This window comes from Burkholderia sp. Leaf177, from assembly GCF_001424345.1.
Taxonomy (GTDB): Bacteria; Pseudomonadota; Gammaproteobacteria; order Burkholderiales; family Burkholderiaceae; genus Caballeronia.
The window spans coordinates 496,562-510,206 of the sequence record NZ_LMPF01000001.1 but is presented as its reverse complement, the minus strand read 5'-3'; the positions used below and the strand labels follow the sequence as shown (position 1 = coordinate 510,206).

Below are 13,645 nucleotides of genomic sequence, written 5' to 3'. Positions count from 1 at the left end.
TGCCGTTTGCGGGATAATACGGATTCGACGGATGCGGAATTCGCCCGTCGTTCCCGCTTTTTCATCCGGTAACGCCCGTTTTCAAGCACTTTAAGAGCATTTGCGTCATGAGCATCATCAATCTTTCCGCGTATAAATTTGTGACCATCGAGAACGGCGCCGAATGGCGGCCGCTGATTGTCGAGCGCTGCGTGTCGCTTGGCCTGCGCGGGACGATCCTGCTCGCGCCCGAAGGCATCAATTTGTTCGTTGCGGGCGAGCCCGAATCCATCCACACCTTCATGCATTACCTTCGGACAGATGCTCTTTTCGAAGGGAAATTTGCCGATTTGGAGTTCAAGGAAAGCATCTCGGCCACGCAGCCGTTCGGCAAGATGCTGGTGAAATTGAAGCGCGAAATCATCACCATGAAAAAGCCGGCAATCAAGCCGGAACTGGGTCGCGCGCCGTCCGTTCCGGCGGCGACGCTCAAGGCATGGCTCGACCGTGGACATGACGACGAAGGCCGCGCGGTCGTAATGCTCGACACACGCAACGCGTTCGAAGTCGATGTGGGCACGTTCAATCAGGCGCTCGATTACCGCATCGATAAATTCAGCGAATTTCCCGCCGTGATCGAAGCGCATCGCGCGGATCTGGAAGGCAAGACAGTGGTGTCGTTTTGTACCGGCGGCATTCGTTGCGAGAAAGCCGCCATTCACATGAAGGAAGTCGGCATCGATCATGTTTATCAGCTCGAGGGCGGTATTCTCAAGTACTTCGAGGAAGTGGGCGGCGCGCATTACCACGGCGAGTGTTTTGTGTTCGATCACCGGACGGCTTTGAACGCAGCGCTGGAACCGGCGGCAAACGTACCAAGTGACGACGCTTCGGGCACGGAAGACGAAGCCGTCAATAGCGACGAAGCGCACGCTGCGATTACCGCCGATGGCCGGGCCTCGTTTCCCGGCCCGGGCGGGCAGCGGCACAAGGCATGAGCGCAGCGTCCGCGTATCGCGGGCGATTTGCGCCCTCTCCTACCGGACCTCTTCACTTTGGTTCGCTGGTGAGCTCGCTGGCCAGTTTCCTCGATGCACGTGCGCATCGGGGAACATGGCTTATTCGGATTGAAGATGTGGACGGTCCGCGCACGATACCCGGCGCGGCGGAAGATATCCTTCACACGCTGCACAAGTTCGGCATGCAGTCCGATGAACCTCCCATCTGGCAGAGTCAGCGCGAGGACGCGTATCAGCGCGCGTTCCACGGGCTGTTATCGGCGGGATTTGTATTTCCTTGCGGATGCACGCGCCGCGAGATCGCTGATTCGCTCGCATATGCTCATCAACGGCACGCCACGCTCGCGTACCCGGGAACGTGCCGCGACGGGCTGCATGGCAAGCCGCCGCGAGCCTGGCGAATGCGCGTGCCGGATGGCGATGCCGCGGTCATCGCCTTCGAGGATCGCTGGCAGGGAAAGCAGACGCAGAATCTCGCCACTGAAGTAGGCGACTTCGTGCTCAAGCGAGCCGACGGCGAATGGGCTTATCAGCTTGCAGTCGTCACGGACGATGCGGATTGCGGCATCACGCATATCGTTCGCGGCGCGGACCTGATGGATTCGACCGCGCGCCAGATCTACTTGCAACAATGCCTGGGTGTCGCAACGCCCGTCTATCTGCACGTCCCCGTAGTGGAAAACGAACACGGCGAGAAACTCAGCAAACAAACAGGCGCAACGGCGCTGGACACGACTAACCCTCTTGTCGCGTTGATGCAAGCGGCGAAGCATCTCGGCCTTGAACCGTCGTCCATTGGTTCGTTGGAAACATTTTTCTCCGATGCCACAGCGCAATGGGCACAGAGATTCGGGACGTAGTCCGGCAACTCACAAAAAGCAAAAAGCGGCATTGCTGCCGCTTTTTTCGCTACGAAATGCGTCTATCTCTCAAGACTCCGAAGGCGTCCTGCGTGGCATGCCCAAACCGCCAAGCAACGCCGCCAAAGGTTGACGCGGCGTGTTCTTGCGCTCGGCTTCCGCTGCCGCTTCATCCTGCGCTTTCCTGGCCGATGCCGGCGACGCCACATACGGCTTCAGGAAAAAATCATCGACAGGTTGCTGGCGCGAATGCGAACGCTCGAATGACGTGGAACGGCGGCGCGGCTCTTCGCTGCGTCCATGCCGATGTTCACCGCGCTCCGCACGAGCTGGCCGTTCGTCGCGGCGACCACTGGACGATTCACGCCGCGCCGGCAATTCGACCTTCAGTGTCATCACTTCGAGCGGCCGCTTGATCAGCTTCTCGATATCGGCGAGTTGCTTGCGCTCGTTCGGGCTGCACAGCGACAACGCGTCGCCTGTCGCACCGGCACGCCCCGTCCGGCCAATGCGGTGAACGTAATCTTCCGCGCTGAACGGCAGGTCGAAGTTGATCACTGCCGGCAAATCGGTGATGTCGAGACCACGCGCGGCAACGTCGGTTGCGACCAGCGCTTCGATTTCACCTTTTTTGAATGCATCGAGGGCCTGCATGCGCTCGCCTTGCGTGCGGTCGCCGTGAATGGCCGTGGCGATGATTCCGTCCTTTTCTAGCACGCGCGCGAGGCGGCTTGCGCCGATCTTGCTGTTACAGAACACCAGGACTTGCTTGAGACCGCGCTCGCGAATCAGTTGCGTAACCGCGCCGGATTTATCGCTTTCGGCGACTTCGAACACGATTTGCCGCACGTTCGCATTCGTGGAATTGCTGCGCGCAACTTCGATGGTTTGCGGGTTGCGCAAATACGTCGCAGCAAGCTTCTTGATTTCGCCCGAGAACGTGGCCGAGAACAGCAAAGTCTGGCGCTCCTTCGGCAACAGATTCAGGATGCGCTGCAGGTCCGGCAGGAAACCCATGTCGAGCATGCGGTCGGCTTCGTCGAGGACGAGCATTTGCACTTGACCCAGGTTCAGCGTTTTCTGCTGGACGTGATCGAGCAAGCGTCCTGGCGTTGCGATCAGGATTTCCACGCCGCGCCGCAAGGCTTCGGATTGCGGATTCATGTCGACACCGCCGAACACCACGGTGCTGCGCAGCGGCGTGTGCTTGGAATAAGCCTGCACGTTGGCGGCGACCTGATCGGCGAGTTCACGCGTTGGGGTGAGGATCAGCGCGCGCACCGGGTGGCGAGCCGGCGATGCGCTCGTGCTGGCCGTTGGCAGCAAACGCTGGATGATCGGCAACGAGAAACTCGCGGTCTTGCCGGTGCCGGTCTGCGCGGCGCCCATGACGTCGCGGCCGGCGAGCACCACGGGGATTGCTTGCGCCTGAATGGGCGTGGGGACGGTGTAGCCGGACTCGACCACCGCGCGCAGGATGTCGGCGGACAAGCCGAACTGGTCGAATGTGGGTACGGGCTCAGCCGCTGCGACAGCGGGCGCCTGTGGCGCGACGCTGTTTTCAGCGCTGGGATGAGCGGCGGGCGCGTCGGATTGAGCGGCGGACGGGTTCGTGACGACGGGATCTGACATGGTGACTTTGGTGGCTTCGCTTTCGCTAAAAATGCGCCGGAGCGGCGCGCGAGCGGTCATTCCACCGCTCATGGACTTCGTGAAGAAAGAAGCCGCGTGTTTCGCCTTGCAACTGGCAATCGGCGATCAACTCGCGGACTTCGGATTCGCAAGGTTTCGACCTCTGCGAATTTCTGCCTGATCCGGTCTGATTCAACCGGACAGCGTAGTACCTGCAATAGTACAAACGGCTCAAACGGCAAATTACAAGTGGCGAGGTTGTATGCAGCGGCTTGCGTGCCGCTACCTCGGCGGCAACCGGTATGAAAAGCACGCCGGTCACGACCTTCCCCGCAGTTGCACCGGTTGTGGCGTTCAATCTACGGGAAAGCCCGATATTGTAGCACTGCACCGCCCGGCGCCACGCGCAGATCGTTTGGTGCATCCGGACACCGGAAAACCCCGCCAGCCGGGCGTCTCCGCCATGCCGCGCAGCGCCCGCAACGGCCTATTTCGCTTTTGGCGCAGCACCCGACGCCTGTTTCGGCACGTCTCGAACCACCATCAGCCGCAGTTCGGTCATATCTTCGATTGCGTATTTGACGCCTTCCCGCCCGAGCCCGGAATCCTTGACGCCGCCATAAGGCATGTTGTCGACGCGGAACGACGGCACGTCGTTGATCACCACGCCGCCCACCTCCAGCCCGTCCCAGGCGAGATTGACGTTTGTGAGGCTATCGGAGAAAACGCCGGCTTGCAGGCCGAAATCACTGTCGTTGACCGTATCGAGCGCCCCGGCAAAATCCGTAAATTTTTCGAGGATCGCAACCGGCCCGAATGCCTCCTTGCGATACAAATCCTGGTCGCGCTTCACGCCCTCCAGCAACGTGGCTTCGAACATTGCGCCCTCCACCTTCCCGCCCGCAATGATTTTCGCGCCACTCGACACCGCGCTTTCCATCCAGCCGGCCAGCCGTCTGGATTCGGATTCCGAGATCATCGGGCCAACGAACGTTTTTTCGTCTTTCGGATCTCCCATCTTCAACGACTTCGTCCTGGCGATGAGCTTTTCACGCAGCGCATCGTAGATGTCGGCGTGCGCCAGGATGCGTTGCACTCCAATGCAACTTTGCCCCGACTGGTAGAACGCGCCGAATGCCAACCGGTCCACGACGTAATCCAGCCTGTCCGCTTGATCACGGTCGACAATCGCCGCCGCGTTCCCGCCCAACTCTAGAATCACCTTCTTCTTGCCCGCCTTTTTCTTCAGCTCCCAGCCGACCGCCGGAGAACCGGTGAACGAAAGCAGGCGAAACCGTTCGTCGGTAGTAAAAAGATCCGCGCCATCGCGATGGGCCGGAAGAATGGAAAACGCGCCCTTCGGCAAATCCGTTTCGGCGAGCACTTCGCCCATGATCAACGCGCCCACCGGCGTGCGGCTCGCCGGTTTAAGCACGAACGGACAACCCGCGGCAATTGCCGGCGCGACCTTGTGCGCCGTGAGGTTCAACGGGAAATTGAACGGCGATATGAACGAGCACGGACCAATCGGCACGCGTTTGTAGTACCCGTGATATCCAGCGGCGCGCGGCGCAATTTCCAGATTGATCATGCCGCCGTCGATACGCACCGATTCTTCGGCCGCGACCCGGAAGGTATCGATAAGACGCGTCACTTCGCCCTTTGAATCGTTGATCGGCTTGCCGGCTTCTATGCACAGCGCCTCCGCGAGTTCATCGAAACGTTCCCGGAAACGCTTTACGCAATGATCGAGCACCGCTTGCCGCTGATACGGCTTGAATTCGCGCATTGCGCGCTGTGCGGCAACGGCGTGGCCGATTGCGGCATCGATTGCCTTCGCGTCCGCCATCGCCACGCGGGTCGCAACTTCGCCGCTGAATTTATCGGTGACTTCCAGGTCCGTGTTGGCCGCCACGGCCTCGTTCGCCAGGTAATACGGATAGGTTTTCTTCAGCATGTCAGCCCCTTCATCTGTTCAAAGTTGCGCGCTCAGGCGTTTGATCTCGCGGTTCAGCACGCGCTCGTTGTCCGAATAGTCGATAGGCACGTCGATCAGATGCACGCCCGGCGTCGCGAAACATTCGCGGATCAAGGGCGCGAGCGCCTCGGCTGTTTCCACACGATGCCCGATCGCTCCATAACTCTGCGCATACGCCACGAAATCCGGGTTCTGCAGCGTCATGCCGTAATCAGGAAAGTTCATGTTCTCCTGCTTCCAGCGGATCATGCCGAACGCATCGTCGCGCAGCAGCAGGATCACGAGATCGAGCTTCAGACGCACGGCGGTTTCGACTTCCTGCGAATTCATCATGAAGCCGCCGTCACCGCAAACCGCCATCACGTTGCGCTCGGGATGCACGATCTTGCTTGCGATCGCGGACGGCAGACCTGCTCCCATGGACGCAAGCGCGTTGTCCAGGAGGATCGAATTTGGATCGTGAGCCCGGTAGTAGCGCGCGAACCAGATCTTGTACATGCCGTTATCGAGGCAAATGATGCCGTCCTTCGGCATGGTGTCGTAGACGTCCTTCACGATCCTGACCGGATACATGGGGAAGCGGTCGTCGTGCTCGCCTTTCGCGAGCTGCGCGTCGAAATGCTCCTTGATCATCTTGAAACGCGAGAAATCCCAATTTTCTTGCGGCTCCTTCAGCAATTCCTTCATTTGCCAGACGGCGTTCGCAATGTCCCCCACCACTTCTATTTGCGGGAAATACACGGGATCGACCTGCGCACCGAGGAAGTTCACATGGATTACCGTCTTTTCGCCCGCGTCGCCGCTGCGCATGAAAAACGGCGGTTTCTCGATCACGTCATGACCAATGTTGATAATGCAGTCCGCATGATCGATCGCGCGATGCACGAAGTCGCCATCAGACAGCGTGGCGTTGCCGAGCCACATGGGATGCGACTCGTCGATCACGCCCTTGCCCATTTGCGTCGTGAAAAACGGAATGCCGATCTGATCGACAAACTCACGCAGCATCTTCGTAGTGGTCTTGCGGTTTCCGCCCGCGCCGATCATCAGCAACGGATGTTTCGCTTCGCGGATGGCCTCTACAGCGCGCTCGACCGCTTTTTCCTCCGCAACCGGACGCCGGCTGAAGCTTTTCGGAATCGGCGCGCCGTCGCCCTCTTCGTGCGCAACGTCCTCCGGCAATTCCAGATGCGTCGCGCCCGGACGCTCCTCTTCCGCACGCCTAAACGCCTCGCGCACCGACGCCGGAATATTGCCGATAGAGACCATCGACCGCGTGTATTTGGTGAGCGGTTCCATCATCCGGACCACGTCGACAATTTGAAAGCTGCCTTGCTTGCTGGACTTGATCGGCTTCTGGCCGGTGACCATGAGCATGGGCATGCCGCCTAATTGTGCATACGCAGCCGCTGTCACGAAGTTGGTAGCGCCCGGCCCGAGAGTCGCGAGGCACACGCCCGTTTTGCCCGTCAGGCGCCCATACGTTGCGGCCATGAAACCCGCGGCCTGCTCGTGGCGCGTCAGGATCAGCTTGATCTTCGAACGGCGTAACGATTCGAGGAGATCGAGATTTTCTTCGCCGGGAATGCCAAATACGTATTCGACCTTTTCGGCTTCCAGCGCTTTGACGAACAGATCCGATGCTTTCATGAAAGCTCTCGCTTGATGGCGGCGTGCACGTCAAATGCCGTGCACACGACGCAATGAATGAATCGGCTGTGGCGAAGTGAGGCCCCGCGGCAGCCGCCGGTCCTTTGATGCAGCCCGCGGTTTGCGCGAGCCAACATCCCGATAGCAACCATACTCCGGATAGCCGTTCGATGCCGCGACGGTCCTCCACGTTAGCCAACCGGCCTATGTTCCAGATAATTGGCTGACGTAAAAAAAAGCCCGCTTCGACCGGCGTCGAAACGGGCTTTCATCGCAAATGAAGCACTGATCGGATTACGTTCCTGTCTTGCATTCCGAAAGCATGGGCGCGGCTTTCGGGTCGGCGGTTTCGTCGGTGAGCGTGCCCTCAGGGCCTTTGGTCCACCACGTGTAGTGATCGCCGACGTATTTCGCGCCGGACGCGGCGAGCACGTTGACAAACAGCATCTTGCGACTATCCACGGTGAGCAAGGCGAAGCTCTGCTTGTTCTTCGTGTTCATGTACTGGACGGTCAGCACGCGACCGCCGTTGCATTTGTAGCGCAATGTGTTGGTCGTAGCCGTCTGGATTTGAGGCACGGTCAGCGGCATGGCGAACGCCACATGCGCGACGGACGCCAGACACAGCACCCCGAAGGTCGCAGCGATTTTCCTCCTGATCCCGTGCATCCGTTCAAAAAAACGTTCCATCTCGGTATCCTTTTGTTCGTGATTTTGTGCGGTCAGCCGCCGCGCCGCGCGTCAATCAAGGATCGATGACCCCGGCGCACGCATCGGTCGGCGCCGCCGCGACGTGACCGACCACCGGCACGATCTTCAAGCCCGCCGACGCAATACGGCACGGCGCCGCCGCCAATCCGCACCCGCTCAATCCAACCACGACCGCACACAGCGCGGCTACCACACACAATTTCACTTGAAACCTCCGTGCTGCCCGTGCGTGGCGCGTGGTGCGCGCGAGACGGACAGCGTATTGCCGTCATCGAATGGAGACGGGTCTTACCTTAGACGCTGCCAGCTTCGCGCGTTCCCGGGCTTCGTCGGTATTGCGTCCGGTCGCGAGCGCCACGCCCATGCGGCGCTTGGTGAAACTTTCCGGTTTGCCAAAAAGCCGCAGGTCCGAATCCGGCACCGCAAGCGCCTCGGCTACGCCTTCGAAGCCGATGCCCGCTTCGTCGAGCCCACCGTAAATTACCGCCGATGCCCCCGGCGCGCGCAACGTCGTATCCACAGGAAGGCCGAGGATCGCGCGTGCGTGCAGGTCGAATTCCGAGAAACGCTGCGTGGCCAGCGTGACGAGACCCGTGTCATGCGGTCGCGGGCTGACTTCCGAGAACCAGACGTCGTCGCCGCGCACGAACAATTCGACGCCGAACAAGCCGCGTCCGCCCAGCGCGGTCGTGACTTTTTCCGCGACATCGCGCGATTTCGCCAGCGCCGCCGCACTCATGGCTTGCGGTTGCCACGACTCCACGTAATCGCCCGCAACTTGCACATGGCCGATCGGATCGCAGAAATACGTCTGCAAATCGCCCGTTTCCGGACTGGTTGCGCGCACGGTGAGCAGCGTGATCTCGTATTCGAAGTCGATAAACCCCTCCACGATCACGCGCCCGTGATTCACCCGGCCGCCGGCCATGGCGTGCTGCCATGCAGGTTCGATATCGGCTTCGCTTCTAAGCACCGACTGCCCCTTGCCCGACGACGACATCACCGGCTTCACCACACATGGAAATCCGATCTCGCCGATGCCCGCTTTCATTTCATCGAGCGAATCCGCGAATGCGTAGGGCGACGTCGGCAGGCCGAGCGTTTCAGCGGCGAGGCGGCGAATGCCTTCACGGTTCATCGTAAGCTGGGTTGCGCGCGCGGTCGGGATCACGACGGCGAGTTGCTCGGCTTCGATCTCAGCCAGCGTGTCGGTCGCGATGGCTTCGATTTCCGGCACGATCAAATGCGGCTTCTCGGCCTCGATCAACGCGCGCAACGCCGCGCCGTCGGTCATGTCGATCACGTGCGAGCGGTGCGCGACCTGATGGCCGGGGGCATCGGCGTAACGGTCCACCGCGATGGTTTCCACGCCGAGCCGTTGCAGCGCAATGATCACTTCCTTGCCGAGTTCGCCCGCGCCGAGCAGCATCACGCGGGTCGCGCCGGGCGAAAGCGGCGTGCCGATGGTGCCAGTTTGAAAAGGGGACGCAGCGGACTTCGCGCTCTGCATGGATGCTCCGGAAAAGAGGCCTGTGAAGCCCGGAATGTTAACACGCGACCCCTGCCGCAGACAGGAGTCGCGGTCCGTCGAGCAGAGCGTTTTCTCCTGTTGGAAAGGCCGCCACGCATGACGTTTCTTTACACATCGCAACGATTCCGATGCAAACGCCCTTGGTCAATCGCCTGATGAGTGCGATACCCTTACGGTTTTGCCAGCCTGAGGATATTTCATGTCGATGCAGCCTTCCCGTTCGCGCCTGGCGCCCCATTCGGCGCTTAGCCACGTCCATGCTGCTTCCGCGCAATCCCGGCTTTCCATGGCGGCCTTGATTTCGGCTGCGGCGCTTGTTCTGGGTAGCACGCTCGCGGGCTGCGCTTTGCCGACCCACCCGGACAGCGCCGCGCCGCCGACCGATCCGTACAATCCGGCCGCAACCCAGCTTCTCGACGATACCCAATGGCAACTAGCCACCTGGACCGACGCATCCGGCCGTGCGCGCCAGATTCCGGACGCCACGCCTGTCACGCTGAATTTATCGACAGAAGGCGGCCAGCGTCGCGCGAACGGCTTTTCCGGATGCAACCGTTTTAGCGGCACGTACGACCTGACCGATGGCAAGCTTTCGTTTGGCCCGCTTGCTGCCACGAGGATGGCCTGTGCGCCCGGTCCAGGCAGCGCGCTGGAGCAGCCGTTCTTGCAAGGGCTGGCGGGTATCGACAAGACCGGGGTTCAGATGCGGCCGCCGAAGGAGTTGCAGATCACGCTGAAAACCGGCGACGTGCTGACGTTCAACGAGCACACGCAACCTTGAGGACATTTCTGCAGCATGACGGCCGGAGCCGGAAAACGAGAACCTGAGCGAAGTTCTCCGAGTCAACTCCGGGTCCATGCCGGTTAAACTCGACGGTATGGTTTTATCGTCGGTTCCGCTTTTTCCGAGCCTTGGTTCGCTGCTCACATCGCTTACATCATTCCTGGTTCCTTGCATGCACACGGTAGTTTTCGGCTGGTTCGGTATCTCGGCCGTCTGGTTCATCCCTCTTCTCTGGCGCATCGTCAAGTCCGTTCTGCCGAACGGCGGCGGCCTGCGCGGCCCCGGCACGATCCGGTTGTGGCTTGGCTTTTTTTGCGTGCTTTTCGCGAGTTGCGCGCTCGAAGCCGCCCTGTTCCACTCGTTTGAATTTGCCGCCAGTGCCGACCATCTGGGTCGGGCTTTGTTGATCGCGTTCGCGGCCCACGGCGGCGTGGTCAGCTCGATGGGCGCGCTCGCCGTGGGTGCCGGCGCGGCCGTCGTGCTGTTGATCGGTTTGCCGTGGTTCTTCGATTTTCAATGGCGCGAAGCGTTTGCATGGGCCAACGTTGCGTTCGGCCTGGGATTCGACTCCGGCTCGTTCACTCCACGAGAACGTGTGGTCCGCGAAAAACCGTTGCGCAAAAAGGCATCGCGCGAGAAGGCGGAAAGAGCCAGTGGCGTTGCAGGCGTGGCGAGTTCGTCGAGCAGGATTTCGCCCGATGCACCCCCGCTCGGCATTCCGCCCGCCACGCCGCGTCAAGGCAGCCGGTATCAGCGGCCAACGGTATGGCGGCCACAGCCGGCCCGGCGCAGCGACGCCGAACAGCAAGCGCGGGGACCCGAGGCGGCTCGTCCGGTGGAACCATCGTTTGGTGAACGCCGTGACACGCACGGACGCGGTGCTTCATCGATTGAACCGCTCGAACCCGTTGCGCCGGCTGGATGGCTGAAGACGGGCGGAATGACTCCCGCAACCTCGGGCTCGCCGCGTCCGGCCGAACGCGCCGTGGACGCAAGCGCGCCTCGTCGTCCGGATGTATCGCGTTCGGGCATAACGAGAAGCGCTCCTGGCAGTTCCATCGGATCGTCGGCGGCGCGCGCGGCTCAGGCAGCACGCAATTCTTCGATGCGACCATCGGCGAGTTCATCGCCTGCTTCTACTCGCGGCAACGTGTCCGCGCCCGTCGTGACCAAGGAATCATTCTTCGCGGTCGCTGCGTCTGCGGCCGGGAGCGCACCCGCGAAGCCGGCCGGACCGCCGCCGGAACCCGACCGGATCAAGGAGGCGCTGCGTTCCATCGAGCAAACTGCCGCGCAGTGGACAACGCGAGCCGATGTAACCCGTACCGAGACGCCTAGCGCTTCAACTTTCGTTGGCAAAACCAGCGAAACATCCGTGCCTCGAACTTTGGAGCATTCGCCGGAGCCCACCGCCGCCGAGACGACTTTCACGAGCGTTGTCCAGGACCCGCCGACAGAACCGGCGCCGACCATTCCCGAGCCATCGGCGACATTCAGCGCCGCGGGCGAGTACTCACCCGCCGTTCCGTTGCACGATGACTTCGGCGCGGCAACAAACACAACCTCCGCCGAGACGCCGCCCATTCCGGCGACAAATTACAGCGACGCTCAGCCCGACCCGTTGCCGGATGCACCGCTTGATTCGAGCGGCGTCGAAGAACCAGCGGCCCCTACGCTCGCAGAACCCGCAGAGCCCGCGCGTCCCGCCGATCTTCCGCCATGGGCCATCCGCCGCGATCAGGCGCTAGACGACGATACCGAGCGCGACGTGACGTCGGCATCGCACGCCGTCGAGAGCACGCCCCGCCCTCCCCTGCCGCCGGAAACCGCGATCGAAGAGGAAATCGAAGCGGAACCGGAAGACTCCGCTCCGAACCCGTCCAACGTCGTCCATTTCCCGCGCGCAGTTGCGCCTGCACAACCGCCGTTGCCGGCAACTCAAACGCCGCCTCAAGACCCGCGCCCGCCGGTACGCGGTTTCATCGCGACGGAATTCGAGTTTCATGCGCCAGCGGCGTCGGCTGTGGATCTGCCCGGGCTCGACCTGCTCGAAGCCGCGTCCGACGAAGTCGAACCCGTCTCCGAACAACATCTTGCGGACACAGGCCAGTTGATCGAACAACGCCTGCAGGAATTCAAGGTTCCCGTCACGGTCGTCGGTGCGTCTGCGGGACCCGTCATTACACGGTTTGAAGTCGAACCGGCGCTAGGCGTGCGCGGCAGCCAGATCGTCGGCCTGATGAAGGATTTGTCGCGCGGACTTGGCCTGACATCGATTCGCGTGGTCGAGACCATTCCCGGCAAGACCTGCATGGGACTCGAATTGCCGAACGCCAGACGGCAGATGATCCGGCTGTCCGAGATCCTCGAAGCCGATGTCTATCGCGATTCCAAGTCGTTCCTGACCATTGCAATGGGCAAGGACATCATCGGCAATCCGGTCGTCACCGACCTCGCGCGCGCGCCGCACATGCTGGTCGCGGGCACGACGGGCTCGGGCAAATCCGTGGCCATCAACGCGATGATCCTGTCGCTGCTCTTCAAGGCGAAACCCGAAGACGTGCGCCTGATCATGATTGACCCGAAGATGCTGGAATTGTCGGTGTACGAAGGCATTCCTCATCTGCTCGCGCCGGTCGTGACCGACATGAAGCTCGCCGCGAACGCGCTGAACTGGTGTGTCGGGGAAATGGAGAAGCGCTACAAGCTGATGTCGGCGGTGGGCGTGCGCAATTTGCAAGGTTTCAACCAGAAGATCCGCAATGCGGAAGCGGCCGGCAAAAAGCTGACGAACCCGTTTTCACTCACGCCCGACGCGCCCGAACCGCTCGCCAAGCTGCCGATGATCGTAGTCGTGATCGACGAACTCGCCGACCTGATGATGGTCGCGGGCAAGCAGATCGAGCAGCTGATCGCGCGTCTCGCGCAGAAGGCGCGCGCGGCCGGTATCCACCTGATTCTCGCGACGCAGCGGCCTTCGGTGGACGTGATCACCGGCCTGATCAAAGCGAATATTCCGACGCGCGTGGCATTTCAGGTTTCATCGAAGATCGATTCGAGGACGATTCTCGACCAGATGGGCGCGGAATCGTTGCTCGGCGCCGGCGACATGTTGTTCCTGCCGCCCGGAACCGGTTATCCGCAGCGCGTGCACGGCGCGTTTGTCGCCGATGAAGAAGTGCATAGCGTCGTGGAGTATCTGAAGCAGTTCGGCGAGCCAGAGTATGAAGAGGGAATCTTGTCGGGGCCGACGTCCGAAGGCGGCACGCCCGACCTGTTCGGCGAAAGCCAGGATGCCGAAGCCGATCCGCTTTACGACGAAGCCGTCGCGTTTGTTCTGCGTACGCGGCGGGCATCGATTTCATCGGTTCAACGGCAGTTGCGAATTGGCTATAACCGCGCCGCGCGGCTCGTCGAACAAATGGAAGCGGCCGGTCTCGTCTCGCCGATGGGAACCAACGGCAATCGCGAAGTGCTCGCGCCGGGCCAGCCGGAATAAGC

General features: G+C 61.3%; 10 protein-coding genes. 4 read left to right on the top strand and 6 right to left on the bottom strand.

Translation table 11 applies throughout. The features are described 5' to 3' along the window. The first annotated feature begins 107 nt into the window (after positions 1-107). Positions 108-977, top strand: coding sequence for a sulfurtransferase (locus ASG35_RS02335; protein WP_056352368.1), 870 nt, complete (start codon positions 108-110; stop codon positions 975-977). Further along, positions 974-1,858, top strand: coding sequence for a tRNA glutamyl-Q(34) synthetase GluQRS (gluQRS, locus tag ASG35_RS02330; protein WP_056352365.1), 885 nt, complete (start codon positions 974-976; stop codon positions 1,856-1,858). Before ASG35_RS02335 ends, gluQRS begins: the two co-directional genes overlap by 4 nt. Before the next feature lie 69 nt (positions 1,859-1,927). On the opposite strand, the gene ASG35_RS02325 is transcribed toward gluQRS, so the two are convergent. The 6 genes from ASG35_RS02325 to purT all read right to left on the bottom strand — a co-directional run bounded on the left by ASG35_RS02325 (position 1,928) and on the right by purT (position 9,339). Further along, positions 1,928-3,490 (bottom strand): DEAD/DEAH box helicase, encoded by a 1,563-nt coding sequence (locus ASG35_RS02325; RefSeq protein WP_082508216.1) that lies wholly within the window; start codon positions 3,488-3,490, stop codon positions 1,928-1,930. A gap of 487 nt (positions 3,491-3,977) precedes the next feature. After that, positions 3,978-5,447 (bottom strand): aldehyde dehydrogenase family protein, encoded by a 1,470-nt coding sequence (locus ASG35_RS02320; RefSeq protein ID WP_056352360.1) that lies wholly within the window; start codon positions 5,445-5,447, stop codon positions 3,978-3,980. Between the two features lie 18 nt (positions 5,448-5,465). Next, complete coding sequence (locus ASG35_RS02315; RefSeq protein WP_056352357.1) at positions 5,466-7,118, bottom strand: acetolactate synthase large subunit; 1,653 nt, start codon at positions 7,116-7,118, stop codon at positions 5,466-5,468. Positions 7,119-7,412: 294 nt separating this feature from the next. Beyond that, a complete protein-coding gene (locus ASG35_RS02310) occupies positions 7,413-7,808 on the bottom strand; it encodes an MliC family protein (RefSeq protein ID WP_442854797.1) in 396 nt (131 codons plus the stop codon). A 55-nt stretch (positions 7,809-7,863) separates the two neighbouring features. Beyond that, positions 7,864-8,034 carry a DUF6726 family protein gene (locus ASG35_RS31885; protein ID WP_156392956.1) on the bottom strand — a complete coding sequence of 57 codons (171 nt, stop codon included), beginning with the start codon at positions 8,032-8,034 and terminating at the stop codon, positions 7,864-7,866. Between the two features lie 63 nt (positions 8,035-8,097). Then, on the bottom strand, positions 8,098-9,339 hold the full coding sequence (gene purT / locus ASG35_RS02305) for a formate-dependent phosphoribosylglycinamide formyltransferase (protein ID WP_056352354.1): 1,242 nt from the start codon (positions 9,337-9,339) through the stop codon (positions 8,098-8,100). A 220-nt stretch (positions 9,340-9,559) separates the two neighbouring features. Here purT and ASG35_RS02300 point away from each other — a divergent pair, with 220 nt between their 5' ends. After that, a complete protein-coding gene (locus tag ASG35_RS02300; protein WP_442854796.1) occupies positions 9,560-10,141 on the top strand; it encodes an META domain-containing protein in 582 nt (193 codons plus the stop codon). A 175-nt stretch (positions 10,142-10,316) separates the two neighbouring features. Next, the gene (locus ASG35_RS02295) at positions 10,317-13,643 is read left to right on the top strand and encodes an FtsK/SpoIIIE family DNA translocase (RefSeq protein WP_082508215.1); all 3,327 of its coding nucleotides are present in this window, start codon (positions 10,317-10,319) and stop codon (positions 13,641-13,643) included. The last annotated feature ends 2 nt before the right edge of the window (positions 13,644-13,645 follow it).